Source organism: Shimia ponticola (assembly GCF_007995215.1).
In the GTDB taxonomy this organism is placed as follows: Bacteria; Pseudomonadota; Alphaproteobacteria; order Rhodobacterales; family Rhodobacteraceae; genus Shimia_B; species Shimia_B ponticola.
Genome location: NZ_VCDK01000003.1, coordinates 404,478 through 429,473, shown reverse-complemented (window position 1 = coordinate 429,473; position 24,996 = coordinate 404,478). Strand labels below are relative to the sequence as shown.

The 24,996-nt window shown below is 58.8% G+C and carries 27 protein-coding genes; 13 read left to right on the top strand and 14 right to left on the bottom strand.

Annotation, left to right across the window (positions count from 1 at the left end; all coding sequences use genetic code 11):
- Positions 1-141: 141 nt before the first annotated feature.
- The 6 genes from FE702_RS05500 to FE702_RS05475 all read left to right on the top strand — a co-directional run bounded on the left by FE702_RS05500 (position 142) and on the right by FE702_RS05475 (position 5,275).
- Positions 142-954 carry an ABC transporter ATP-binding protein gene (locus FE702_RS05500; protein WP_430303145.1) on the top strand — a complete coding sequence of 271 codons (813 nt, stop codon included), beginning with the start codon at positions 142-144 and terminating at the stop codon, positions 952-954.
- A 4-nt stretch (positions 955-958) separates the two neighbouring features.
- Positions 959-1,144: a hypothetical protein gene (locus FE702_RS05495; RefSeq protein WP_147125257.1), complete on the top strand. Its 186-nt coding sequence runs from the start codon at positions 959-961 to the stop codon at positions 1,142-1,144.
- Positions 1,141-2,058 (top strand): ABC transporter permease, encoded by a 918-nt coding sequence (locus FE702_RS05490; protein WP_147125256.1) that lies wholly within the window; start codon positions 1,141-1,143, stop codon positions 2,056-2,058. The genes FE702_RS05495 and FE702_RS05490 overlap by 4 nt, the downstream gene beginning before the upstream one ends.
- A gap of 46 nt (positions 2,059-2,104) precedes the next feature.
- Positions 2,105-2,941, top strand: a complete 837-nt coding sequence (locus tag FE702_RS05485) for an ABC transporter permease (RefSeq protein ID WP_147125255.1) — start codon at positions 2,105-2,107, stop codon at positions 2,939-2,941.
- Between the two features lie 17 nt (positions 2,942-2,958).
- Positions 2,959-3,939 (top strand): ABC transporter substrate-binding protein, encoded by a 981-nt coding sequence (locus tag FE702_RS05480; protein ID WP_147125254.1) that lies wholly within the window; start codon positions 2,959-2,961, stop codon positions 3,937-3,939.
- Between the two features lie 112 nt (positions 3,940-4,051).
- A complete protein-coding gene (locus FE702_RS05475) occupies positions 4,052-5,275 on the top strand; it encodes an APC family permease (protein WP_186826992.1) in 1,224 nt (407 codons plus the stop codon).
- A 161-nt stretch (positions 5,276-5,436) separates the two neighbouring features.
- Here the strand turns inward: FE702_RS05475 and FE702_RS18565 are convergent, their stop codons facing one another.
- The 5 genes from FE702_RS18565 to FE702_RS05455 all read right to left on the bottom strand — a co-directional run bounded on the left by FE702_RS18565 (position 5,437) and on the right by FE702_RS05455 (position 9,508).
- A complete protein-coding gene (locus FE702_RS18565) occupies positions 5,437-5,583 on the bottom strand; it encodes a hypothetical protein (protein ID WP_186826991.1) in 147 nt (48 codons plus the stop codon).
- A 73-nt stretch (positions 5,584-5,656) separates the two neighbouring features.
- Positions 5,657-6,403, bottom strand: a complete 747-nt coding sequence (locus FE702_RS05470; RefSeq protein WP_147125252.1) for an SDR family NAD(P)-dependent oxidoreductase — start codon at positions 6,401-6,403, stop codon at positions 5,657-5,659.
- Positions 6,400-7,098 (bottom strand): SDR family NAD(P)-dependent oxidoreductase, encoded by a 699-nt coding sequence (locus FE702_RS05465; protein WP_147125251.1) that lies wholly within the window; start codon positions 7,096-7,098, stop codon positions 6,400-6,402. The genes FE702_RS05470 and FE702_RS05465 overlap by 4 nt, the downstream gene beginning before the upstream one ends.
- Positions 7,099-7,125: 27 nt before the next feature.
- Positions 7,126-8,238, bottom strand: a complete 1,113-nt coding sequence (locus FE702_RS05460; protein ID WP_147125250.1) for a CaiB/BaiF CoA transferase family protein — start codon at positions 8,236-8,238, stop codon at positions 7,126-7,128.
- Positions 8,239-8,311: 73 nt separating this feature from the next.
- Positions 8,312-9,508 carry an FAD-binding domain-containing protein gene (locus FE702_RS05455; RefSeq protein WP_147125249.1) on the bottom strand — a complete coding sequence of 399 codons (1,197 nt, stop codon included), beginning with the start codon at positions 9,506-9,508 and terminating at the stop codon, positions 8,312-8,314.
- Positions 9,509-9,774: 266 nt separating this feature from the next.
- Here FE702_RS05455 and FE702_RS05450 point away from each other — a divergent pair, with 266 nt between their 5' ends.
- The 6 genes from FE702_RS05450 to FE702_RS05425 all read left to right on the top strand — a co-directional run bounded on the left by FE702_RS05450 (position 9,775) and on the right by FE702_RS05425 (position 13,505).
- Complete coding sequence (locus FE702_RS05450) at positions 9,775-10,401, top strand: ATP-dependent Clp protease proteolytic subunit (RefSeq protein ID WP_147125248.1); 627 nt, start codon at positions 9,775-9,777, stop codon at positions 10,399-10,401.
- Positions 10,402-10,535: 134 nt separating this feature from the next.
- Positions 10,536-11,801, top strand: a complete 1,266-nt coding sequence (gene clpX, locus FE702_RS05445) for an ATP-dependent Clp protease ATP-binding subunit ClpX (protein ID WP_147125247.1) — start codon at positions 10,536-10,538, stop codon at positions 11,799-11,801.
- 70 nt (positions 11,802-11,871) lie between these two features.
- On the top strand, positions 11,872-12,243 hold the full coding sequence (locus tag FE702_RS05440) for a RidA family protein (RefSeq protein WP_147125246.1): 372 nt from the start codon (positions 11,872-11,874) through the stop codon (positions 12,241-12,243).
- 79 nt (positions 12,244-12,322) lie between these two features.
- A complete protein-coding gene (locus FE702_RS05435) occupies positions 12,323-12,706 on the top strand; it encodes an NADH:ubiquinone oxidoreductase subunit NDUFA12 (RefSeq protein ID WP_147125245.1) in 384 nt (127 codons plus the stop codon).
- Positions 12,706-13,149, top strand: a complete 444-nt coding sequence (gene mlaD / locus FE702_RS05430) for an outer membrane lipid asymmetry maintenance protein MlaD (protein ID WP_147125244.1) — start codon at positions 12,706-12,708, stop codon at positions 13,147-13,149. The genes FE702_RS05435 and mlaD overlap by 1 nt, the downstream gene beginning before the upstream one ends.
- Positions 13,146-13,505, top strand: a complete 360-nt coding sequence (locus FE702_RS05425) for a DUF2155 domain-containing protein (RefSeq protein ID WP_346722151.1) — start codon at positions 13,146-13,148, stop codon at positions 13,503-13,505. The genes mlaD and FE702_RS05425 overlap by 4 nt, the downstream gene beginning before the upstream one ends.
- On the opposite strand, the gene aat is transcribed toward FE702_RS05425, so the two are convergent.
- The 9 genes from aat to FE702_RS05380 form a co-directional block, all read right to left on the bottom strand.
- The gene (aat, locus tag FE702_RS05420; RefSeq protein WP_147125243.1) at positions 13,469-14,119 is read right to left on the bottom strand and encodes a leucyl/phenylalanyl-tRNA--protein transferase; all 651 of its coding nucleotides are present in this window, start codon (positions 14,117-14,119) and stop codon (positions 13,469-13,471) included. The two genes, FE702_RS05425 and aat, sit on opposite strands and share 37 nt — an antisense overlap.
- 44 nt (positions 14,120-14,163) lie before the next feature.
- Positions 14,164-15,513: an acetyl-CoA carboxylase biotin carboxylase subunit gene (gene accC / locus FE702_RS05415; protein WP_147125242.1), complete on the bottom strand. Its 1,350-nt coding sequence runs from the start codon at positions 15,511-15,513 to the stop codon at positions 14,164-14,166.
- Positions 15,513-16,010: an acetyl-CoA carboxylase biotin carboxyl carrier protein gene (accB, locus tag FE702_RS05410; protein ID WP_147125241.1), complete on the bottom strand. Its 498-nt coding sequence runs from the start codon at positions 16,008-16,010 to the stop codon at positions 15,513-15,515. Before accB ends, accC begins: the two co-directional genes overlap by 1 nt.
- 184 nt (positions 16,011-16,194) lie before the next feature.
- Positions 16,195-18,144 carry an acetate--CoA ligase gene (gene acs / locus FE702_RS05405; protein WP_147125240.1) on the bottom strand — a complete coding sequence of 650 codons (1,950 nt, stop codon included), beginning with the start codon at positions 18,142-18,144 and terminating at the stop codon, positions 16,195-16,197.
- Between the two features lie 83 nt (positions 18,145-18,227).
- On the bottom strand, positions 18,228-18,977 hold the full coding sequence (locus FE702_RS05400) for an ABC transporter ATP-binding protein (RefSeq protein WP_147125239.1): 750 nt from the start codon (positions 18,975-18,977) through the stop codon (positions 18,228-18,230).
- Between the two features lie 11 nt (positions 18,978-18,988).
- Entirely contained in the window at positions 18,989-19,747 is a 759-nt protein-coding gene (locus tag FE702_RS05395) for an ABC transporter ATP-binding protein (RefSeq protein ID WP_147125238.1), read from the bottom strand.
- Between the two features lie 12 nt (positions 19,748-19,759).
- Complete coding sequence (locus FE702_RS05390; RefSeq protein ID WP_147125237.1) at positions 19,760-20,974, bottom strand: branched-chain amino acid ABC transporter permease; 1,215 nt, start codon at positions 20,972-20,974, stop codon at positions 19,760-19,762.
- 3 nt (positions 20,975-20,977) lie between these two features.
- Positions 20,978-22,009, bottom strand: coding sequence for a branched-chain amino acid ABC transporter permease (locus FE702_RS05385; protein ID WP_147125236.1), 1,032 nt, complete (start codon positions 22,007-22,009; stop codon positions 20,978-20,980).
- A 130-nt stretch (positions 22,010-22,139) separates the two neighbouring features.
- The gene (locus FE702_RS05380; RefSeq protein WP_147125235.1) at positions 22,140-23,477 is read right to left on the bottom strand and encodes a substrate-binding protein; all 1,338 of its coding nucleotides are present in this window, start codon (positions 23,475-23,477) and stop codon (positions 22,140-22,142) included.
- Positions 23,478-23,694: 217 nt separating this feature from the next.
- Between FE702_RS05380 and FE702_RS05375 the strand changes: the two genes are divergently transcribed.
- Positions 23,695-24,990, top strand: coding sequence for a helix-turn-helix domain-containing protein (locus FE702_RS05375; RefSeq protein WP_147125234.1), 1,296 nt, complete (start codon positions 23,695-23,697; stop codon positions 24,988-24,990).
- The last annotated feature ends 6 nt before the right edge of the window (positions 24,991-24,996 follow it).

Below are 24,996 nucleotides of genomic sequence, written 5' to 3'. Positions count from 1 at the left end.
GGACCGCCCGGTGGGAACCGCCGGGCAGCCCCCGACCGCCCCACAATGATCCTCGGGGGGCGGGGGCTTCACCCCCACCCGCGGCCGGGGACCGCCCTATGAGCATGAAGACCAAAGTTGGCTGAGGCAAAAGAAACAAAAGTGGCACCTTTGATCGACGAGGTCCCGGGTCAGGCCCGGGACGTTGTGGTGCGTGCGTCGAAGCTTGATCTGACATTTCAGACGAATGACGGGCCGGTGCACGCGCTGAAGGGCGTGGATTTGGATATTCATGCGGGGGATTTCGTGTCCTTCATCGGGCCTTCGGGCTGTGGGAAAACGACATTCCTGCGCTGTGTGGCGGCGCTTGAGACGCCGACGGGTGGGTCGCTGACCGTCAACGGCATGACCCCGGATGAGGCGCGGAGGGCGCGGGCTTATGGGTATGTGTTTCAGGCGGCAGGGCTCTATCCTTGGCGCACGATTGCAAGGAACATCGCACTACCGCTTGAAATCATGGGGTATTCCAAAGCTGACCAGAAGGACCGCATCGAGCGGGTGCTGAGCCTGGTGGACCTTGAAGGGTTCGGCGGCAAGTTTCCGTGGCAGCTCTCTGGCGGGATGCAGCAACGAGCGAGCATTGCGCGGGCTTTGGCCTTTGACGCGGATATTCTGTTGATGGATGAACCGTTCGGGGCGCTGGATGAAATTGTGCGCGACCGGTTGAATGAAGAGCTGCTGAAGCTCTGGGACCGGACGGGCAAGACGATTGGGTTTGTGACCCATTCGATCCCCGAGGCGGTCTATCTGTCGACCAAGATTGTGGTGATGAGCCCGCGTCCGGGACGGATCACGGATGTGATTGACAGCACGCTGCCAAAAGAGCGGCCTTTGGAAATCCGGGACAGCCCGGAGTTTATCGAGATTGCGCATCGCGTCCGCGAAGGGCTGCGTGCGGGACACGTGGAAGACTGACGACATGAGTGATGATCAAAATAGCGGCCTGAGTTTTTTCCAGAAGAACCGGAAATTTGTGTTTCTGGGTCTTGCCATCGTGCTGATGGCGTTGGGGATTTATGATCTGTTGATTGGGGGCAATCTCATCGTCGGGATTGCCCTGATCGCCTTTGGGTTGCTCTGGGCATTGCGGGCATCGCGCGCGTGAGGGCGTTTGTCCCCATACTGGTCGTGGTCGCCGGGCTGATCGGGCTTTGGTACTTCGCCATGTTGCCGATGAACGCGCATCAGGCGGTGCTGGATGCAGAGCGGGCCGGTGCAGTGGTGAGCCCCGAAACCGCCGCTGAACGGCGCGATATGTCGGGGTGGTCGCTGGTAACGCGGAACTTTGGCGTCGTGTCGCAAGGTGTGTGGGCGCAGGATAGGCCAAGGCTGCCAGCACCGCATCAGGTGGCCATCGAACTGTGGGAGACCACGGTCGAAAAGAAGATCACCTCGAAACGTAGCCTTGTGTTTCATGGCTGGATCACCTTGTCGGCGACTTTGGTGGGCTTTGCGATTGGGACTGTGATGGGCGTATTGTTGGCGGTAGGCATTGTCTATAACCGCGCGATGGATCTCAGCGTAATGCCTTGGGCGATTGCGTCGCAAACCATTCCGATCCTAGCGATTGCACCGATGATCATAGTCGTCTTGAATTCGGTCGGGCTGCAGGGGTTGATCCCCAAGGCGATCATCAGCGCCTATCTGAGTTTCTTCCCAGTGGTTGTCGGCATGGTCAAAGGGCTGCGGTCGCCGGACCCCATGCAGTTGGACCTGCTGCGGACCTATGCGGCGAGTGGGAGCCAGGGGTTCTGGAAGCTGAGGTTGCCGGCGTCGATGCCGTACCTGTTTGCGTCTTTGAAGATCGGAATTGCCGCGTCGTTGGTGGGAGCCATTGTGGGTGAGTTGCCAACGGGCGCTGTGCGCGGTCTCGGCGCGCGGATGCTGGCCGGGTCCTATTACGGGCAGACCGTGCAGATTTGGTCAGCGCTTTTTGCGGCGGCGATTTGTGCGGCGGTGCTCGTCGGGATCGTCGGACTGATCCAGAGGGTGACGCTTAAACGGATGGGGCTGACGTGATGGGACGGCCGGATTTGAGTATTTTTGGAAAGATGAAGGGGTGGGCATGGCGCTAGTCCTCTTGGCTTTGCTGATATGGGCGGGTGCATGGGCGCTGAACGTCTGGCTGGCGCGGCAGGGCTTTAGGGCTGTGAAGTGGCTTGTGCCGACGATCTTTGGTCTGACGATCCTGCTGATGTGGGAGTTGATTGTGCGCGGGCTGGACGTTCCGCTTGTGATCCTGCCTGCGCCGAGCGTGATTGCGGTGACCTTTGCCAGTGAGACGGACATTCTCTGGGCTGATTTTCGGCAAACCATCCTTAAAGGCGCGCTTGGTGGGTTTATCATTGGCTGCGTGGCAGCGTTTTCGGTCGCGATCGTTGCAGACCGTTCGGATTTTCTGCGGCGCGGGTTGTTGCCTGTGGGGAATTTCCTCGCCGCTCTGCCGATCATTGGGACCGCGCCAATCCTCGTGATGTGGTTCGGTTTTGACTGGCAGTCGAAAGCGGCGGTTGTTGTGGTGATGATCTTTTTCCCGCTGCTTGTGAACACAGTCGCTGGGCTGCGCGAGGCCACGGCCATGCAGCGCGATCTGATGGCGACCTATGCGGCGGGCTACTGGCAGACACTGTGGAAGCTGCGGTTGCCGGCGGCGATGCCGTTTATTTTTAATGGGCTGAAAGTGGCCACAACTCTTGCGCTTATCGGGGCGATTGTTGCTGAATTCTTTGGCAGTCCAACGGTCGGCATGGGCTTTCGCATATCGACCAGTGTGGGTCAGCTTGCCCTCGACATGGTCTGGGCTGAAATTGTCGTAGCGGCTTTGGCGGGAAGCGCCTTTTACGGATTCGTGGCTGGAATCGAGAGGGTCGTGACCTTCTGGCATCCGGCCCAACGCAGATAACCAACCTGGAGGATGACATGAAAAAGCTATTGATGGGCACGGCAGCGAGCCTGATGGCGACAGCGGCCATGGCGGCGGATGAAGTGAAGCTACAACTGCAATGGGTCACGCAGGCGCAATTCGCGGGCTATTACGCGGCGTTGGAAAACGGTTATTACGGCGAGGAAGATCTGGATGTGACGATCCTGCCTGGTGGTCCGGACATTGCACCGCCGCAGGTTCTTGCTGGCGGCGGCGCGGATGCGATGCTGAACTGGATGCCGTCCGCGCTGGCTGCGCGGGAGAAGGGTCTGCCCGTGGTCAATATCGCGCAGCCGTTTAAGTCATCCGGTCTGATGCTGACCTGCTGGAAGGATACCGGCATCACCAGCCCGGAGGATTTCCGCGGCAAGACTATTGGCGTCTGGTTCTTTGGCAACGAATACCCGTTCCTGAGCTGGATGAGCCAAGAGGGCATCCCGACAGATGGGGGCGAAGATGGCGTGACGGTTCTGAAGCAGGGCTTTAACGTCGATCCGCTGCTGCAGCGGCAGGCCGATTGCATCAGCACGATGACCTATAATGAGTTCAATCAGGTGCTGAGCGCGGGTGTGAGTGAAGACGAACTCGTGACCTTCAAATACGAAGATCAGGGCGTCGCGACGCTTGAGGACGGCATCTACGTGCTTGAAGAAAACCTTGAGGACCCGGCGTTCAAGGACAAGATGGTGCGCTTTGTCCGAGCCTCGATGAAAGGTTGGAAGTGGGCCGAAGCGAATCCGGATGCCGCCGCCGAAATCATCCTTGAATATGATGAAACCGGCGCACAGACCGAAGAGCATCAGAAGTACATGATGGGTGAGATCGCCAAGCTGACTGCTGGGTCGAATGGGGCGCTGGACCCGGCAGACTTTGACCGGACAGTCGCGACGCTTCTGGCAGGCGGATCGGACCCGGTTATTACCAAAGAGCCAGAGGGTGCATGGACGCACGAAATCACGGATGCGGCGTTGAACTGATCGTTCCGAGAAACCAATGAAAGGGGCCCCTCTTTCGGGGCCCTTTTTGTTTTGGATCAAGGTTTCACCCCGCAAGTCTGCGAAGATGGGATGGCCAGTTTCGGAGGCTAAGATGAGCGGGACTTCTTCTATGCGCGAGGGCAAGCTGCACCGGGCGCTGACGCTGCCCTTGTTGATCCTCTACGGGCTTGGCGTGACGGTTGGGGCCGGGATTTACGTGCTGGTTGGAGCGACCGCCGGGGCGGCGGGCGCATACGCGCCGGTGTCGTTCTTGATTGCGGCCATTATCGTGGCGTTTTCGGCGGCATCCTATGCGGAGTTGTCTGGTCGATTTCCCGTCAGTGCAGGTGAAGCAGCCTACGTGGAAGCGGGGTTCAGGACGCGCGGGCTGACACTGATCGTGGGCCTTCTGGTCGCTTTGTCGGGGATTGTGTCGGCCTCTGCGGTGGCCATTGGCGCGGCGGAGTATCTGGGGGCCTTGCTCGGCATTTCTGGGGCCGTGGCAACATTGGGCGTCGTCCTTGCCATGGCGGGACTGGCGGTGTGGGGGATCACACAATCCGTGACCGTCGCGGCCGTTATCACGGTGATCGAGATCGCGGGGCTGTGTCTTGTCATCGCCTGGGCAGAATTTGCCGCAGACGCTGTGGGTATTGGTCTGTCAGACATGCTGCCGCCATTGAGCGGCGCACATTGGGGCGGGATCGCGGCGGCGACCGTTCTGGCGTTCTTTGCCTTCGTCGGGTTCGAAGACATGGCAAATGTGGCCGAAGAGGTGATAGATCCGGTGCACACCATGCCGCGTGCCATCGCGGTCACATTGGTCGTGGCAACGGGGCTTTATGTCTGGGTGTGCGTGTCGGTTTTATCCGTCGTTCCGCTTGAAAGGCTGGCTTCGGCGGAGGCTCCGCTGGTGTTGGTGTTCGCAGATGCGCCTGAGGGCGTTCAGTCCGCCTTTGCCGCGATTGCAGTGGTGGCGACCGTGAATGGCGTCCTGATCCAGATGATCATGTCATCGCGGGTTCTCTATGGATTGGCGGATCGGGGTCATTTGCCTGCGCTGCTGGCCCGCGTCGCCCGACGGACGCAGACGCCGGTGGTAGCGACCGCTCTGGTTGCTGGAATAATCATGGTGCTGACGCAAGTGTTCCCGATCGAAGCGCTCGCTGAGAGGACGTCGCAGATCGTGTTAGCGGTGTTCCTGCTGGTGAACTTGTCCTTGATCCGGCTGAAATTGCGCGGCGACAATTCGCATGTGGGTCTACGCGTGCCTTTTGCGGTACCGGTTATTGGGGCGGTGACCAGCGTTGCGTTGTTTGGGGCCGGTTTCTTGTAGGGCAGCGGTCTGCCTTGCGGCGTAGCCGTCGCGCCGTACTGTGGAAAAAACTATGCACACCAAATAGACTACACACGTTCCGGCCCCAATGTTGATCGCAATCCTCGCGTCACCTGCAGAGTCCGCGATGCCGCCTACAATACGCGGGGCCAGCATAATGATCAGATAATAGACCGCAAAAAAAACACACCCATGCCGAACATCCGGGCCTTGGGCATCAGCGGGGACAGAGCCGCGAGGGGTTGATCCTGAAAGCCCATGGTCAGCCGTGCGGTGAAAAGAACGGCGAGGATGATCCGTCGTTTCACACTGCCCCCTTTATAATTGTTTCCTGATGGCAGCATCGGGATTGATCCGGCGGCTTGTGGACGAGAGACACTCCTAGAGTTTCGGCTCTTTCAACGTCTCAAAAAGCGATTGTCGCAAGGTGCGCCCAACTGGACCCGGCAGAATGCGGCCTGCGAAAGCAAAAGCACGGGTTTTCCAGCCGGGAAAGATCGCCCGGCGCCGGCGATCCATGGCAGTCAGGATCAGCGCTGCTGCCTCCTCTGGTGACTGCCGCCGTGCGACTGTGGCTTCGCTGTTATCTGGCGCATAACGCGCGGCATGGTCGGTCCGCAGCGGGCCAGGATAGACGCAGTGCGACGACATTCCGCGTGGCAATGATTTGCGCAGTGAGTGGGTAAAGCTGCTGAGCCCATCCTTGGAGGCCGCGTAGGACGTCGCACCAGGGTAGCCGGTAAAGGTCGACAGGCTCCCGACAAAGACATGCTTGGCGGTCGGTGCGCACGCGTTTGCAGCGAGCAGCGCGGCTGTGATCTGAACCGGCGCGGTGAAGTTCAGCGCCATGATCCGCGCGTGGTGCTCGGCGGGAATATCCTCAAACCTGCCGGTGCCACTGATGCCTGCGCAATGAATGATGCAGGCTACAGGCGTCTCCAATGCCGCGATGATCGATTGCGCGGCGTCGGGCGCTGTAAGGTCAAATGCAAGCGGTTGCGCGCCGTCAATCTCTGCAAGCGCCGCTGCATCCAGGTCGATGGCAAGAACGCTCTCTCCTCGTTCGATACAGGCCAAAGCCAACGCGCGGCCCAGCCCATTGGCGGCCCCTGTGATCACTGTCGTCATGTGCGTGATCCCGCGATTGCGTGACGCAGCATGAACAGGGGACCGAAACGCACAGAGGGTTTGTCGCCCTCAATTGCGGTTTCAATGGCGCGCGCGACGCGGTCGGGCGCGGTGAAATACTTGCGGGCCGCGATATCGCCGAGGCCTGCCTTGTCGTGCATGCCTGTCGCTGTGGGGCCGGGGTGGATGATTTGAACCGGAACGCGGCCTTCCCATTCAAGACGCAGCGATCGCGCCGCACCGGAGAGTGCTGCCTTGGTCGCCGCATAAACCGCGAAATCGCGATGTGCACCTCGGGCGGCAGTAGAGCCGATAAAGGTCAACTTGCCTTGGGCTGCTTGCAATCTGGGAAACAGGGCTTGTGCCAAAAGGAGCGGGGCGGTGGTATTGACCGCAATCATATCGTTGATCTGGGCCGGCGTTGTCCTTTCCGGCGGTGCTACGACGCCCATGCCTGCGTTTAAGATCGCAAGATCAAGACTATCCGGCGTGGCCTGCGCTACCCGAGCAATCGTATCCTCGGTTGGCATGTTCAGGTCCGCCTCAACATATTTGACCTGCGCGGGAAGTTGCGGCGCAACGCGGCTTGCTTGGCGGCGTCCATGGGCGATCACCGTCCAGCCTTTGCTGCGGTAGCATTCGACAAGGGCGCGACCGATGCCATCGGAGGCACCCGTGATCAGAACAGACGGCATAGGTCCGTCCCCATGGAGCGCAGGGGATCAGTCATCCCGTCCCAACTTTGGTGCAGTCTTGGTGTGAGTGAGTGTTGAGCGCGAGAATTTCAGCGGCGTGCGAAGCGCGGCGATCCCCTCCGGCGAAATGCGCAGTCCGCGTGCCTTTATGTGAGGGTCTTCAAGCGCTTGGCCCAGAGTGTTGATGGGGGCGGCAGGGACGCCTTGGGCCTCGCAGGCGGCCAGCAACTCATCGCGATGCCAGTTCGAAAAGACCTCGGTAAGCGCAGTGACCAACTCATCGCGATGATCGAGCCGCAGCGGGTTGGTTGCAAAGCGAGTATCCTCGGCAAGGTCCACACGATCAATGGCCGTGCACAGGCGCTGAAACTGTCCGCTATTTCCGCAGGCGATGATGATATGGCCGTCTTGTACCGGGAAAACCTGATATGGCACGATCGAAGGATGCGCATTGCCCATGCGTGTGGGGCTGATCCCGGTCGCAAGATAGCTTGACGCCTGATTGGCCATCATGGCGGTCATCGTGTCCAGCAGGGACAGATCAATGTGCTGGCCCAGCCCAGTCTGCTCGCGATCCCGCAGGGCCGCTTGGATGCCGATGACACCGTAAAGCCCGGTGAAAATATCGGCAAAGGCCACGCCCGGTTTCTGGGGTGGGCCATCTGCCTCACCCGTCAGGTCCATGATCCCCGACATTCCCTGAATAAGAAAATCGTAACCGGCACGGTGCGCGTAGGGACCGGTCTGACCAAAGCCTGTGACCGAGGTATAAATCAGGCGCGGATGTGTTTGCGAAAGGGTCGCATAGTCGAGCCCGTATTTGGCAAGGCCGCCGACTTTGAAGTTCTCGATAAAGACATCAGCGTCGCCCAGTAAGTCTTTGACTTTCTTGAGCCCCGCGTCTGTTTTTAAATCCGCAGTCAGCCCGGTCTTTCCCCGGTTGGTGGCGTAGTAGTAAGTCGCTGTCCGGTCGCCATCGCGTTCGATGAAATGCGGTCCCCATGTGCGCGTTTCATCGCCCTCGGGGCTTTCGATCTTGATCACTTCGGCGCCCAGATCGGCCAAGGTTTGACCGATCCATGGCCCAGCCAAAACGCGGGCGAGTTCGACGACTTTGAGACCGGCTAAGGGGGCTGTCATGTCAGGGCCTTCGTTTTCGTTGGCCTGTTTGTGGTATGAAACCGTCCCGGGTTCAATGCCATGCAACAGGGGATCAGGCCGCCTTCAATCCTTTGATCTCTCCGACAAGACGCGGGATCTTTTCCTTGAACTTAAAGAAGCCGGCGGTGGCATAGGGCCATGCGGATTCATCGTAGCTGCGGCGGATGCGGCGCAGGGGGATGTCACCGGTCGCTCGTGACAGGGCGTCGTTGGTCCATCCCACCGGCGTATAGGCGGTGACCATGTGATCCGCACCATGGCTGGCAGCCCAGCTTTGCAGGTCTTCTGGCGCGATCGTGTCCACCGTACCAAGACGTGCGCAGTAACGATCGGTGACGTCATCCGTCGCGGATTTGAAGAACGCAGGGATGTGATCGGCGATTTCAAGCGGCGAGCGACCTTTATAAGTTGGAACGACCGCGGTCGCGACTGGCGAGAGGCCACGATCAAGCATGAAGCCGGGGCTCAGGTCGTCATCAGTCAGGACAAGGACAGTTGGCACTGAGGTGTCCAAACTATCGGCCAAGGGCAGGGGCGCGCGCTCTGGATTTGGGAAGCCTTCGACTGGTTGGGCCTCGCCAGCCAATTGGTATTGCGGGCGAAAACGCTCCTTGGTGAATTTTGCAATGTTTGAAGTGCGGGCAAGATAGGTTTTGCCAGCAGTTTGAAGCCCTGCGACCCAGCGCCATCCCAATGTGTTGGATGCTGGGTCACCATCGAGCAGGTGCCGGATGAAAAAATCGGCCCCAAGCTCCCAAGGCAGGCGCAGTGTGAAAATCCAGATCGAGGCGAACCACATGCGCGCATGATTGTGGAGGTAACCGGTACTGGTCAGCTCGTTGGCCCAATGATCGAAGCATTCGATGCCGGTTTCGCCTTTGCAGGCGGCCTCCCATTCTTGCCGAAGGCCGCTTTCTGTTTGGACGCGGTTCAATTGGGCCTGAACTCCGGATTGATACATCGTCCAGACGGATGGGCGCATTTCCAGCCAGCCTTTCCAATAGGTGCGCCAGTAGACTTCTTGGATGAACTTTTCAGCTGTGCTGAGTGAAAAGCGGCCTAGGGTGGCCTGCAGAACCTCTTCTTCGGTGATCAACCGGTGCTTGATAAAAGGCGAGAGCCCGGAAACATGCGGATGCCCTGGCAGATCATAATTCCGCAGACTGGCGTAATCGCGCCCTGTGTGGGGCAGGAAATTTGACAGTCGGTTCAATGCAGCGGTGCGGGTCGGCTCGAAGGTCAGCGTCATTTTGGGCGCTCCTGTGTCTGTTGACGCATCAGCTAGGCGTTCCGTGCAACCTGACAAGCAAAGCGCATCTATGAGCGCGTGAGGTTTACAAATGGGAATACGATCTTACGTGGCTAAGTCTGGCGGTTGCGCGCGGTTGTGTTTTTTGACCCTGTGTTTGCGCACTTGCCCGGATATAGGCCACTTGTACCCCATTGGTCGCGGAACTAAGACTCCCTTAGCTATTTTGCCCCATCCACTTCCCCAACATCACAGGCAGGAAGAACATGAGAGACCCCATCGAAACCTATAACAACCTTGTTCCCATGGTGATCGAGCAGACCAGCCGTGGCGAACGCGCGATGGACATCTTCTCGCGCCTTTTGAACGAACGCATCGTGTTCGTGAATGGCCCGATCCATGACGGGATGAGCCACCTGATCGTCGCGCAGTTGCTGCATCTTGAGGCTGAAAACCCCAAGAAAGAGATCAGCATGTACATCAACAGCCCCGGCGGCGTGGTGACAGCCGGTTTGTCGATTTATGACACGATGCAATATATCCGTCCCGCCGTGACCACACTGGTTGTGGGGCAGGCGGCGTCGATGGGGTCGGTTTTGGCCGTTGGCGGTGAAAAGGGTCAACGCTTTGCGCTGCCAAACAGCCGGATCATGGTTCACCAGCCGTCCGGAGGGTTCCAGGGCCAGTCGACGGACATCTTCATCCACGCCGAAGAAACGCGGCGTACACGGAACCAGCTGTACGACATCTACGTCAAGCACACGGGCCACGACTTTGACACCATCGAAAAGGCGCTTGAGCGGGACAATTTCATGACCGCAGAAGAAGCCAAGGAATGGAACCACGTTGACGAGATCGTGGAAAAAGCCTCGGGCGGTGACGCCGAGGAGTAAGCCAATTTGGCATTGTGGTCGGGGGATACAGGCCCTACTGTTCCGGGAAACCGGTTTCCCCCGGCAACGCCCAGCGAATAGGGCGCGGAAGACAGCATCAGATGGGGCGAACGGCGCCCCGAAAGGTACACGCCATGGCGAGCAATTCCGGAAGCGAAAGCAAAAACACCCTCTACTGCAGCTTTTGTGGCAAGTCGCAGCATGAGGTCCGCAAACTGATCGCGGGGCCAACGGTTTTCATCTGCGATGAATGCGTTGAGTTGTGCATGGACATCATCCGCGAAGAGACGAAGACCAGCGGTCTGAAGTCCAGCGACGGTGTGCCGACGCCCAAGGAAATCTGCGAGGTTCTGGACGATTACGTGATCGGCCAGGGGCACGCGAAACGTGTGCTGTCGGTTGCTGTCCACAACCACTACAAGCGTTTGAACCACGCTTCGAAGTCGAACGACATCGAACTGGCCAAATCGAACATCATGCTGGTCGGACCGACCGGTTGCGGTAAGACGCTGCTGGCGCAGACCCTTGCGCGTATTCTGGACGTGCCATTCACCATGGCCGATGCGACGACGCTAACCGAAGCGGGCTATGTGGGTGAGGATGTCGAGAACATCATTCTGAAACTGCTGCAGGCGTCCGAATACAACGTCGAACGCGCGCAGCGCGGCATCGTCTATATCGACGAGGTCGACAAGATCACACGCAAGTCTGACAACCCTTCGATCACGCGCGACGTGTCGGGCGAGGGCGTGCAGCAGGCGCTTTTGAAGATCATGGAAGGGACGGTTGCATCGGTCCCGCCACAGGGCGGACGCAAGCATCCCCAGCAGGAGTTCCTGCAAGTCGACACAACGAACATCCTGTTCATCGTCGGCGGTGCCTTTGCTGGTCTGGACAAAATCATCGCGCAGCGCGGTAAAGGCAAAGCCATCGGCTTTGGTGCGGATGTACGTGACAATGATGATCGGGGCACAGGCGAGCTCTTTACAGAGCTTGAGCCAGAAGACCTGCTGAAATTCGGTCTGATCCCAGAATTCGTGGGCCGTTTGCCGGTGATTGCGACGTTGGAAGACCTGGATGAAGACGCGCTGATCACGATCTTGACCCAACCTAAGAACGCGTTGGTCAAACAGTACCAGCGCCTGTTCGAGCTTGAAGACACCAAGCTGACCTTCACCGACGATGCGTTGCAGGCCATCGCCAAAAAAGCGATCGAGCGGAAAACAGGTGCGCGCGGTCTGCGGTCCATTCTGGAAGGCATCCTGCTGGATACGATGTTCGATCTGCCCGGCATGGAAAGCGTGTCAGAGGTCGTTGTGAATGACGATGCGGTGACCGCCGACGCGGCTCCGCTGATGATTCACGCAGAAGCGACTAAAGAGCCAGCCACCGCTGGTTAAGGCCGACGACATATGAGACAAACGAACGGCGCGGGACATTCCTGCGCCGTTTTCGTTGGATGAGGCAGCTATGATCAAACGCATCAAATCAGGCGGCGTGTACGAGGAAAAGATCGGCTATTGTCGGGCGGTTGTAGCGGGTGACTGGATTCATGTGGCCGGGACAGTTGCCGCTGGTCCGGATGTCCCCGAGGCGGTTCAGGATCAATGCGCTTCCGCTTTAAGCATCATTGAAGACGCGCTTGAAAAAGCTGGAGCTAGCATGGCCGAGGTCGTGCGTGTGACGTATTATCTTCCACGTGCGGCAGACTTCGAAGCCTGTTGGCCACTGCTGTCATCGACCTTCGGTGCCAATCCGCCCGCCGCGACGATGATCGAATGCAACCTGATTGATCCCAAGTACAAGATCGAGATTGAGGTCACTGCCTACACCGGCAGCTAGCCATTTGTGCGACCACGCTGGCACTGGACGTCGTCCCCATGTTGCGGCATACCCGCAGCAACCCTAGCAGGAGGCCATGATGGGCATTCTCAACACCATTCTTCGCGCTGTGACCTGGTGGAACGACCAAACCATCGGAACACAGATTTTCACCGCTCGCCACGGCAAGAAGGTCGGCGAAGATGAGCAGGGCAACACTTTTTACGAGAACGCCGATGGCTCGCGCCGTTGGGTGATTTTCAACGGCGAAGTTGAAGCAAGCCGCGTCAGCCCTGAATGGCACGGGTGGCTGCACCGGACATGGGAAGAGCCACCAACCAAGGCGCCAGTGCCGCGCAAGTCATGGGAAAAACCGCATCAGGAAAACTTGACAGGCACCGCCATGGCCTATGCACCCGCCGGGTCCCTGCGCCGTAGCGAACCGGTTGAGCGGACCGATTACGAGGCTTGGACGCCTGAATAATGCGGGAAAACCTGGTTGAAGTTGTTACCGGTGCCGTCGTTCTGATTGTCGCAGCGGCGTTTCTGTTTTTCGCAACCGGAAATTCCGGACCGTCGGTGTCGGGTGGGCAATATCCGTTGAGCGCGTCTTTCAGCTCTGTCGAAGGGATCGCCATCGGCAGCGATGTTCGCATGGGTGGCGTGAAGGTCGGAACTGTGACGGACATCACACTGAATCCCCAAACGTTTCGCGCCGACATGACTGTGGCCGTGTCAGATCAATACCAATTGCCCGATGACAGCAGCATCCTGATCTCATCCGAGGGTCTGCTGGGCGGCAGCTTTGTGGAAATTCAGCCGGGCGGATCGCCGTTCAACCTTGAGCCGGGCGACACGTTCAGCGACACGCAAGGCGCCGTTGGTCTGATCACTCTCCTGCTGCGCGTGTTCGGAGGCGAGAATTGAGCCGACTGTTTGCGACATTGATGGCGGCATCTCTCGGCGGGGCAGCTTACGCGCAAGAGGCGACAATTGGGCCCGGCGCGATCATTCGCCTGTTGGACAAGACATCCGGCCAGCTTGAGGATGTCGAGATGTTTTCAGGCCAGATCGCGCGGCTTGGGTCGCTGGATATTCGTTTGACCGAGTGTCGGTACCCCACGGGAAATCCATCAGGCGATGCGTTTGCTTTGTTGCAGATCGAAGACCGCGGTGACGACCAAACCGTTTTTGAAGGATGGATGATCGCGTCCAGCCCTGCACTGAACGCGCTGGATCATCCCCGCTATGACGTGTGGGTGCTGCGCTGCAAGACGTCCTGAGCGTCGACGGCAAGGCCGGGAGCGACAAAGCTGGCTTCCCGTGCAAGCGCTTGCTTTAGCTTCGCCTGATACTGCGACCGAGGGATTTCGGTGCCGCCAAGGCTGCGCAGGTGATCAGTGGTGAACTGCGTGTCGAACAGGCTGAAATTGCCGCGTTTCAGCAGGTCCACCAGATACACCATCGCAATCTTTGACGCATCGCGCCTTGCTGAGAACATGCTTTCACCAAAGAAAGCCCCGGCAATGGCAATGCCAAAGATGCCGCCGGCCAATTCACCATCCATCCACACCTCGATTGCGTGGGCAAATCCCGCCTCGAACAGCTGCGAATAGAGCTGGTGAAGCTCATTGTTGATCCAGGTTTCGTCCCGTGCCGCACAGCCGCGCACGACGCCGTCAAAGTCGGTATTCAGACGGATATCGTAATTCTGACGCCGGATTGTCCGGCGCAGCGATCTGCTCAGGATCAACCCGTCCAAAGGAATGATGCCGCGCCGTTCAGGATCGACCCAGAACACATCCGTCGCATGACGCGTTTCCGCCATCGGGAAAATCCCGGCCATATAGGCCCGCAGCAAAAGCTCAGGCGTCAGCGGAAGGCTGTCATCACGCATGGTCAAATGATAGGCGAGAAACCGGTTTCACCAAAGCACAGGCTTCAGGCGTCGTAATTTGCCGCCAGCCACTTCTCCAGCCAGTGAATCGTGTAGTCGCCCGTGTGAACATCCTCTTCCTGCAAAAGCGCGTGAAAGAGCGGCACGGTGGTTTCCACACCATCCACGATCAATTCACCCAGAGCGCGGTTCAAACGCGCCAACGCTTCTGGTCGGTCGCGACCGTGAACGATCAGTTTCCCGATAAGCGAGTCGTAGTGGGGCGGGATCGAATAGCCATCATAAAGCGCGCTATCCATCCGTACGCCCAGACCGCCCGGGGCGTGATACGCATTTATGGTGCCGGGGCGGGGCGCGAAACCGGGGAAGGTTTCGGCGTTGATGCGCACCTCAATGGCGTGTCCGTTGATTTCAAGCTCGTCCTGCGAGAACGAAAGCGGCAGACCTTCCGCCACGCGGATTTGCTCACGCACCAGATCGACACCAAAAATGGCTTCGGTTACCGGGTGTTCGACCTGCAAGCGGGTGTTCATCTCAATGAAATAGAATTCCCCTTTTTCATAAAGGAATTCGATGGTGCCAGCACCGATATAGTTGATCTTCGCCACGGCGTCGGCGCAGGTTTTGCCGATCTGGGCGCGTTCTTCCGGAGTGATGCAGGGGCCAGGTGCCTCTTCAAACACCTTTTGGTGCCGGCGTTGGAGGGAACAGTCACGTTCGCCCAAGTGAACGGCGTTGCCTTTGCCATCGCCAAACACCTGAATTTCGATGTGGCGGGGCGTGGTCAGATATTTCTCGATATAGACTTCGTCATTGCCAAAGGCGGCCTTGCCTTCAGCGCGCGCGGTCGAGAACGCGGTTGGCATCTCTTCGGCAGAGTTGGCAACCTTCATCCCGCGCCCGCCGCCACCGGCTGTCGCCTTGATGATGACCGGGTATCCCATCTCTTCGCCCAGTTTCAGAGCGGTTTCGACATCTGGCACGCCACCGTCCGAGCCGGGCACGCAGGGCACGCCCAATGCCTTCATCGTGTCTTTGGCGGTGATCTTGTCACCCATGACGCGGATATGTTCAGCCGTTGGGCCGATGAACGTGATGCCGTGATCCTCAAGCGCCTGTGCGAAACCTTCGTTCTCGCTGAGGAAACCATAGCCGGGGTGGATGGCGTCCGCCCCGGTGATTTCAGCCGCGCTGATAATGGCCGGGATGTTCAGGTAGGACCGTGGCGACGGAGCAGGGCCGATACAAATGGCCTCGTCCGCCATCCGAACATGCATGGCATCCGCATCAGCGGTGGAATGCACAGCAACTGAACCAATGCCCATTTCCCGGCAGGCCCGTATGACACGAAGCGCGATCTCGCCCCGGTTGGCGATCAGAACCTTGCGAAACATTATTCGATGATCATCAATGGTGCGCCGAATTCCACGGGGCTGCCGTCTTCGACGAGGATACGTTTGATCGTGCCGGATTTCGGCGCGGGGATCTGATTCATCGTTTTCATGGCTTCGATGATCAGGATCGTGTCGCCTTCTTTGACCTGTTGGCCAACGGAGGCAAAGCTGGGTGCGCCTGGTTCAGGCTGAAGATAGCAGGTGCCGACCATGGGGGATGTGACCGCGCCGGGATGCGACGCCGGGTCGTCTGACACCTCTGCGGCAGGTGCTGACGCGGCAGGCGCCGGTGCGGCGGCGGCTGGAGCTGGCGCTGCGACAGCGACTGGTGCCGGTGCAGCAGCAGCCACAGGTGCGGCGCGGCTGACACGTACATTCAGGCTATCGTCCTCGGCGTAGTCACGTTTGACCTCAAGCTCGGTCAGGTCGTTTTCCCTTAGCAACTCTGCCAGAGCCTTGATGAATGCGACGTCCCCGTCGTGAGATGCCTTGGCCATAACTCCCCGCTTCTTCTGTCCTTGGCGCGTGAACTGCGCTGTTACGAAATGTGGTAACGACGTGCCTATAGGTCAACCAACCACAGAGGGGAAGGGGCAACGGACGTTCCCCCATGCGAAGGGGACGCAAACGAAAACGGCCCGACAGGCATGTCGGGCCGTCAAGATCAGCATCGAACCGTCCTTATTTGTTCTGACGGTTCTCGATCAGATCATCGACCACTGAAGGATCAGCAAGCGTCGAGGTGTCGCCCAGGCTGCCATAATCGTTCTCGGCAATTTTGCGCAGGATGCGGCGCATGATCTTGCCAGAGCGGGTTTTGGGCAAGCCGGGGGCCCATTGGATAAGGTCCGGTTTGGCGATGGGGCCGATTTCTTTGCGGACCCAGGTTTGCAACTCGGCGCGCAGCTCGTCTGACGGCTCTTCGCCCGCCATCAGGGTGACGTAGCAGTAGATGCCTTGGCCTTTGATGTCGTGCGGGTACCCGACGGTTGCCGCTTCGGACACTTTGGGGTGCGCTACAAGCGCGCTTTCGACCTCTGCCGTGCCCATCCGGTGGCCAGAAACGTTGATGACGTCATCGACGCGACCGGTGATCCAGTAGTCGCCGTCTGCATCGCGTTTGCAGCCGTCGCCGGCAAAATAGTAGCCTTTGTAGTCGCTGAAGTATGTCTTCACGAAACGCTCGTGATCGCCATAGACGGTGCGCATTTGACCCGGCCAGCTGTCGGCGATGCAAAGCACGCCTTCGACATCGTTGCCTTCGATTACTTCGCCGGAGGTCGGTTCAAGAACGACGGGTTTGACGCCAAAGAACGGCTTCATGGCCGAGCCAGGTTTGGTGGCATGCGCCCCTGGCATTGGGGTCATCATGTGGCCGCCGGTCTCGGTCTGCCACCATGTGTCGACGATGGGGCAGCGGCCTTTTCCGACAACATCGTTGTACCAGTTCCAGGCTTCCGGATTGATCGGTTCGCCCACGGTGCCCAGCAGGTTCAGGGTGCTGAGGTCGTATTTCTCAACGAACTCGTTGCCCTGGCCCATCAGCGCGCGGATGGCGGTGGGGGCCGTGTAGAACTGATTGACTTTGTGCTTTTCGCAAACGGCCCAGAAACGGCCTGCGTCGGGGTAGGTGGGCACGCCTTCGAACATCAGCGTGGTCGCGCCGTTCGCGAGGGGGCCATAGACAATATAGCTGTGGCCAGTCACCCAGCCAACGTCAGCGGTACACCAGAAGATGTCACCATCGTGGTAGTCGAACGTGTATTGGTGCGTCATCGACGCGTAGACCAGATAGCCGCCGGTGCAGTGCTGCACGCCTTTGGGCATCCCAGTCGAGCCCGAGGTGTAGAGGATGAACAGCGGATCCTCTGCGTTCATCTCTTCTGCGGGGCAATCGGCCGAAGCATCAGCCATCAATGCGGAGTAGGAGTGATCGCGGCCTTCTTTCATGCCGACGTCTTCACCAGTGCGTTCGACGACCAGCATTGGCACGTCGCCGCAGATTTCCATCGCCTTGTCAGCGTTGGCCTTCAGAGGTGTGTTGCGACCACCGCGTGGGGCCTGATCGGCCGTCACGACAAGCGAAGCTTCACAGCCTTGGATGCGGGCGGCCAGCGCGTCGGGGGAGAAGCCACCAAACACGATCGAATGGATGGCACCGATCCGGGCGCAGGCCAGCATCGCGTAGGCAGCTTCCGGGATCATCGGCATATAGAGGATGACGCGATCCCCTTTGCCGACGCCCATGCCCTTGTACACGTTGGCCAGTTTGCAGACCTGCTCGTGCAGCTCTTTGTACGTGATGCTCTTGGAAACGTTCGGATCGTCCGCTTCCCAGATGATCGCGACCTGATCCCCACGCGTGGCAAGGTGACGATCGATGCAGTTCGCTGCGACGTTCAGCGTGCCGTCTTCGAACCATTTGATCGATACGTCGGGATGGGCGTAGGTGGAGTTCTTGACCTTGGTAAAGGGCTTGATCCAGTCGATGCGCTTGCCATGTTCGCCCCAGAACGCGTCCGGGTCGTTGATCGACGCGGCATACATCTCGTCATAAGTGGCGGCGTCGAGGTGTGTCTTGGCTTTGAATTCAGCGTTCGGCGGAAATGTTTTGGCAGCTTCGTCCTGCATGGAAGTCCCCCTAGGTCGTGTTTTTCTGGTGGGCGGTTTCGCCCAGTTAAAAACGCCCGGGCCTTGCGACCCGGGCGTCTGATTTAGATGGCCAGGTATTCGGCTCGCAGTTTTTCGTCGTCCAGAACCTCTTGCGCAGAGCCATCATAGACAACTGTGCCGGTGTCGAGGATCACCGCGCGGTCGGCGAGTTTGAGAGCGGCGACGGCGTTTTGTTCAACGATCACTGTTGTAATGCCCTGATCCCGGATGTGTCCGAGTGTCTTGGCGATTTCCTGTACGATGACGGGAGCCAGACCTTCATAGGGTTCATCCAGCAGCAGCACCTTGATGTCACGGCAGAGTGCGCGCCCGATGGACAGCATCTGCTGCTCACCACCCGACAGTGTGACACCCTCTTGCTTGCGGCGTTCGCCAAGGCGCGGGAACAGGTCGTAGATACGATCGAGGTTCCAGCCTTTTGGCGGAGCGATCTGCGCCAGTTGCAGGTTTTCTTCCACGGTCAGACCGGGGATGATCCGGCGATCTTCTGGAACCAGCGCCAGACCCGCTTGCGATGCCTCATAAGAGGTCATGTCATGGAGCGGTTTGTGGTCGAGCCAGATTTCGCCTTGCGTCACTTGAGGATCCCCGATGCGAGCAATCGCCCGCAACGTGGAGGTTTTGCCGGCGCCGTTCCGACCCAGAAGGGCGAGGATTTCGCCCTCGTGGATGTTAAAGCTGATGCCTTGGACGATGTAGCTTTCGCCATAGTAGGCGTGCATGTCGTAGACGCTAAAGAACGCAGGCGCCGTGGCGGCGTGGTTGGCGTTGGGATTGAACGGTTGGTTCATGTCGCCACTCCTTAGACTTGAGCTTCACCAAGGTACGCTTCGCGCACCTTTGGATGGCCTTTGATGTTATCAGGCGTCTCTTCGACCAGCGGTGTGCCCTGAGCGAGAACGGTGATGCGCTGAGCGAGCGAGAAGACGACGTGCATGTCGTGTTCAATGATCGCCATGGTGATGTCACGCGTCTCGTTGATCTCTTTCAACAGGTCGATCGTGTTGTTCGTATCGGCCCGCGCCATACCCGCTGTGGGTTCGTCCAGCAGCAGAAGGCGGGGTTTCTGAACAAGACACATCGCCATTTCCAGACGGCGCTTGTCACCACGCGACATGGAGGACGCCTGCATGTTGCGTTTGTCCTGCATGTTCACGTCGATCAGCATCTGTTCGGCCATGTCGCGGATGTCACCATGTTTGCGCGTTGGTGAAATTGCGTTCAGTTCGAACGACCCATCACGTTTCGCAAAACAAGGGATCATCACGTTTTCCATGACGGTCAGATCACCAAAGATTTCTGGCGTCTGGAACACGCGGCTGATGCCCATCTGGTTGATCTCGTGTGGGCTGCGGCCCAGCACGGACTGACCGTCGAACATGACCGATCCGGTGTCCGGGATCAGCTTGCCCACGAGGCAGTTCAGAAGGGTGGATTTACCGGCCCCGTTGGGGCCGATGATGGCGTGAACGGTGTTCTCTTTGACACTGAGGTTCACTTCACTGAGGGCCTGCAGGCCGCCGAAGCGTTTGCCGACACCTTTGACTTCAAGGATACCCATTGATCTGTCTCCTTACTCTGCCGGTTTCGCTTCGCCGCCAGGCGTCTCGGGCTCTTTCTTGCGCGAGAACAGCTTGGCGATTTTCTGACCACCTTCCACAAGCCCACCGGGCAGGAAGATCACGACGGCCATGAACATCAGACCCAGGGTCAGGTGCCAGCCTTTGCCGATGAACGGATAGACAATGGTCACCATCAGGTCGGTCATCCAGTCAGGGAAGACACCGAACCAGACTTCAAGCGTGGCTTTGTTGATCTTCGAGAAGATGTTTTCAAAGTACTTAATGAGACCTGCGCCAAGGACGGGGCCGATCAGCGTGCCGACACCACCAAGGATCGTCATCAGAACAACTTCACCCGATGCGGTCCACTGCATCCGCTCTGCACCCACCTGTGGGTCCATTGCGGCCATCAGACCACCGGCCAGACCGGCATACATGCCCGATATGACAAAGCATGCCAGCATGTAGGGACGGGTGTTCAGACCGGTATAGCTCATCCGTTGTTGGTTCGATTTGACCGCTTTCAGCATCAAACCGAATGGCGACCGGAAGATGCGGATGGCAATGTAGAAGGCCACCAGCATCATGAAGCCGGACAGGTAGTAGCCCCAGTTCAGTGTCCACAGCCAGTTGCCAACAGCAACTTCGGACGATGCGGTCATTTCAATCCCAAAGAGGGATGGCTTGGGGATGTTGCCATCGGCTGTAACCGATCCGCCGCCAAGGAACTCGGGCAGGATTCGCGGGTCGCTCAGGGCAGGCTGCAGGCCCGTTTCACCACCGGTGATCGGTGTCAGGACGGAGGCTGCCAGAACAAACGCCATCTGTGCGAAGGCCAGCGTGAGGATCGAGAAGTAGATGCCCGAGCGGCGCAAGGAGATCCAGCCGATCAGGAACGAGATGGCACCTGCGATCAGCGTCGAGAAGATGATCGCAGGGATCACGTTCATGCTGAGCAGCTTGAGCATCCACATCCCGGCATAGGAGCCGGCACCGAGGAAGGCTGCGTGGCCGAAGGACAGGTAGCCGGTCAGACCAAACAGGATGTTGAAGCCGATGGCAAAGATGCCAAAGATCACAAACCGCTGCATCAGGTCGGGATAGCCTGCGTTGAACTGTGCCATCGCGCTGCCTTCTGGGAAGGGGTTCAGCAGGAGCGGAGCAAGAAGCACCAGCGCCGACACGATCAGCAAAAGGGTGAAGTCTTTTTTATCGAGACCTAGCATGGATCAGTCCTCCATGACGCCCTTGCGACCAAGCAGGCCACGGGGACGTGTAAGCAGAATGAGAATTGCGGCGAGGTAAATGACCACCTGGTTGATACCGGGCAGCAGCTCGATGATTTCGCGCATCGACGCAAAGCTTTCGAGAATACCCAGAACGAACCCGGCCAGAACAGCGCCCGGAAGCGAGCCCATGCCGCCGACCACAACGACCACAAAGCTGATGACAAGGAAGTCCATGCCCATGTGGTAGTTTGGCGAAACGATGGGCGTGTACATCACACCCGCGAGGCCAGCGACTGCAGCGGCGATGCCGAACATGATCGTAAAGCGACGGTCGATGTTGATGCCCAAAAGCTGCACGGTTTCGCGGTCGGCCATGCCTGCGCGGACGACCATCCCGAAGGTGGTGAACTGCAGGAAGGCGAACACACCGGCAATGAGTGTCATCGCAAAGAAGAAGTACACGATACGCCAGTAGGGATAGATAATCGCATTCGGATCAAAGCCGATGGCTGCGCCAAAATCGAACGAGCCGACAAATGCCTCTGGGGCAGGGGTCGGGATCTGGTTGGCACCGAAGTAGTACTTGATGATTTCCTGCAAAACGATGGCCAGACCAAAGGTCACAAGAATCTGGTCGGCGTGGGGGCGTTTGTAGAAATGCTTGATCAGGCCGCGTTCCATCGCGATGCCGATCAGGATCATGATCGGGATCGAAAAGAGGATCGAGAGAGGGACCGCCCAGTCGATGATCGCGGCGCCCGTTGTCTCGCCGAAGATGTCGTACAAGTAAGGCACGTCCACCTTGAGCGGGTTGCCGAGGAAGTCGGTGCGTGTTTCGTCCACAACCTCGTGGCTGAGCGAGAGCATGCGCGACAGGGTCACGGTACAGAATGCGCCGAGCATGAACAACGCGCCGTGCGCAAAGTTCACGACACCCAGCGTGCCGAAGATGAGCGTCAGGCCAAGAGCGATCAGCGCATAGGCGCTGCCCTTGTCCAGCCCGTTCAGGATTTGAAGGATTATCTGATCCATTTGGCCCCCCTGGGTCCAGCGGTTTTGGGCGCGCGCGGGGCTAACGGAACTTAGCGCGGCGCGGGGTTCTTATTGGGAGAGTACACATGGGGTGCGCCCCGCCCGACATGCGGGCAGGGCGCGGGTAGGCTTATGCGCCTGGGTTACAGGAACCCAAGTCACCACCGAAGATCGACGCATCATACGTGACCTGTGCGGCAGGGGTGACTTCAACGATTTCGAGAAGGTCGAATTCGTTGTCTGGGTTTTCTTTACCCTTCACGACCAGCACGTCTTTGAAGCACTGGTGGTCTTCGGCACGGTAAAGCGTTGGGCCGTTGCCCAGACCGTCGAATTCGAAGCCTTCCAGAGCTTCTGCAACGGCGCATGGGTTGAACGAACCGGCGCGGCTGACCGCATCCGCATACAGCAGCGTCTGCACGTAGCAGGTGTGTGCCGCCTGCGACGGTGGGAAGCCGTACTTGGTGCCGAACGAACGGGTGAAGGTTTGCGAACCTTCGTCTGGCAGCGACCAGTGCCAGTTCGTCGAACCAAAGATGCCGGCCACGTTTTCACCAGCACCCTTCGCCATCAGACGCGAGTACAGAGGAACAACGATTTCGAAGTTCTTGCCGTTGGCTTCTGCTGCGCGCAGGCCGAACTGAACTGCGTTGGTCAGCGAGTTGACCATGTTGCCGCCGTAGTGGTTCAGAACCAGAACGTCCGCACCCGAGTTCAGAACCGGAGCGATGTAGGACGAGAAGTCGGTCTGTGCCAGTGGCGTCTTAACCGCTGCAACAGTTTCCCAACCCATGGCTTCGGTCGAGGTACGGACCGCTTCTTCGGTCGTGTAGCCCCAGTTGTAGTCCGCGGTCAGGTGATAGGCCTTACGGTCGGTGCCGTAGTTGTTGGCCAGGATCGGCGCGAGTGCTGCACCGGACATGTACGAGTTGAAGAAGTGACGGAAACCGTTCGCCTTCTTGTCTTTACCCGTAGTGTCGTTCGAGTGCGTCAGGCCAGCCATGAAGATAACGCCAGCTTCTTGGCAGAGCGCTTGCACAGCAACAGCCACACCCGAGGATGAGCCGCCGGAGATCATGATGGCGCCGTCTTTTTCGATCATCGAACGGGCCGATGCGCGTGCTGCGTCAGGCTTGGTTTGCGTGTCGCCGGTCACATACTCGACCTTGCGGCCCAGGATGCCGGTGCCGTCCAGAGCTTTGGACGAGAAGGTGTTCAGCATGCCGCCGTCGCCGCCACCGTTCAGGTGCTCGACCGCCAGTTCAAAGGCGCGCAGTTCGTCTGCACCTTCGTCTGCGTAAGGGCCAGTCTGTGGAACGTTGAAACCCAGCGTAACGCTGCTGTCGCCAGGAGCGTTGGTAAAGCCAGCGTGGCCAGCTGCCGACAGATAGGTTGGCAGAGCAAGGCCCGCACCAGCGGCTGCGCCTGCTTTGAGCGCACCACGACGGGTCAGGTTGAGTTTGGACATATAATCCTCCCATTTGGATTGAAGGGCTGCTGGTTCGGGCTCCTCTTCCCGGCGCGGCAGACCGCACACTTTTTTACAGTGTGCCCAAAAGATGACTTGAATCCGGAAAACAAGGCAACAAGTGCCTATGAACACAGCATTTTTCTGTGAAAAAATCTTCACAAGTCTCGTCTGGTGTGTAAACTAATTTTCGACGCACTGCAGAAACGCGCTGAAAATGAACAGTTTTTCAACTTCCGTACCCGGTGGTACACGCTCTTTGGCCGGGACACGCATTCGGGAACGCCGCATTGCCATGGGCAAAAAGCAGTCTGCGCTGGCACGTGAGGTGGGCATTTCGTCGTCCTACCTCAACCTGATCGAACATAATCGGCGCAGAATCGCGGGTAAATTGTTGCTGGATATTGCTGGCGCGTTGGAGACCGATGCCGCGCTTCTGGCGGATGGCGCAGAGGTCAGTCTGTTGAATGACCTGCGCGCTGCCGCCATGGCCGCGCAGGCTGCGCCAGAGCTGGAAACGACCGAGGAATTTGCCGGACGCTATCCAGCTTGGGCAGGCGTCATCGCAGAGCAGGGCCGCAAGATAGAAGCCCTCGAAAACACCGTTTCGGCGCTGTCGGACCGCTTGGCCCATGATCCGTTTCTTTCGGCGTCTCTGCATGAGATGCTGTCGATGGTCACCTCGATCCGGTCATCTGCCTCAATCCTGACGGGGCCGGACCCGGTTGAGGCGATTTGGCAGGACCGATTTCATAAGAACATCATGGAAGACGCAGTCCGTCTGGGCGATGCTTCGCAGGCTTTGGTGACCTATCTCGACGCTCCGCAGTCCGGGCCAAGTTCCAACAGCACACCGCTTGAGGAATTAGAGAGCTATCTTGGAGCGCGTGAATTCTACCTTCCGAATGTCGAGGCGGGCGGCGAGCCAACCGGGTTTGAGGGAACGGCCCAAGGCAAAGCCTTGTTGGATCGCTATGCTGCGCGTCTACGGGACGAGGCCGCACGGGTGCCAACGGACACGCTCCTGGCGATGGTGCGGCAAGAAGGGCTCGATCCTCTGAGGCTGACGCATGCGCTTGGCGTGCCGATGCAAACCGTGTTGCGGCGCTTGGCCCAGATCCCGCTCCATGGACGCAAAGTCGGGCTTGTTGAGTGCGATGCTTCGGGGACACTGACGTTGCGCCGGTCTCTCGAAGGGTTTCCTTTGCCTCGTTACGGCGATGCCTGTGCGCTGTGGCCATTGTTCGGAGCTTTGTCGCGCCCGCATATGCCTATCGCGGCAGCATTGCGCAGTCTTGGGGCAAAGGGAGAGACGCTTCGCGGATACGCCGTGGCGGCCCCGGACGCTGCAACAGCCTATGGGCAAGATCCAATTTTGAGATCAACGATGCTGCTCGTACCAGTCGAGGACCCGGGCTCTGACGCATTAGACGTTGGTATGTCGTGCAGGGTGTGTCCAAAAGAGGCATGTCCGGCCCGTAGGGAGCCGTCGATCCTTGCAGATGGGTTTTGACTCTGC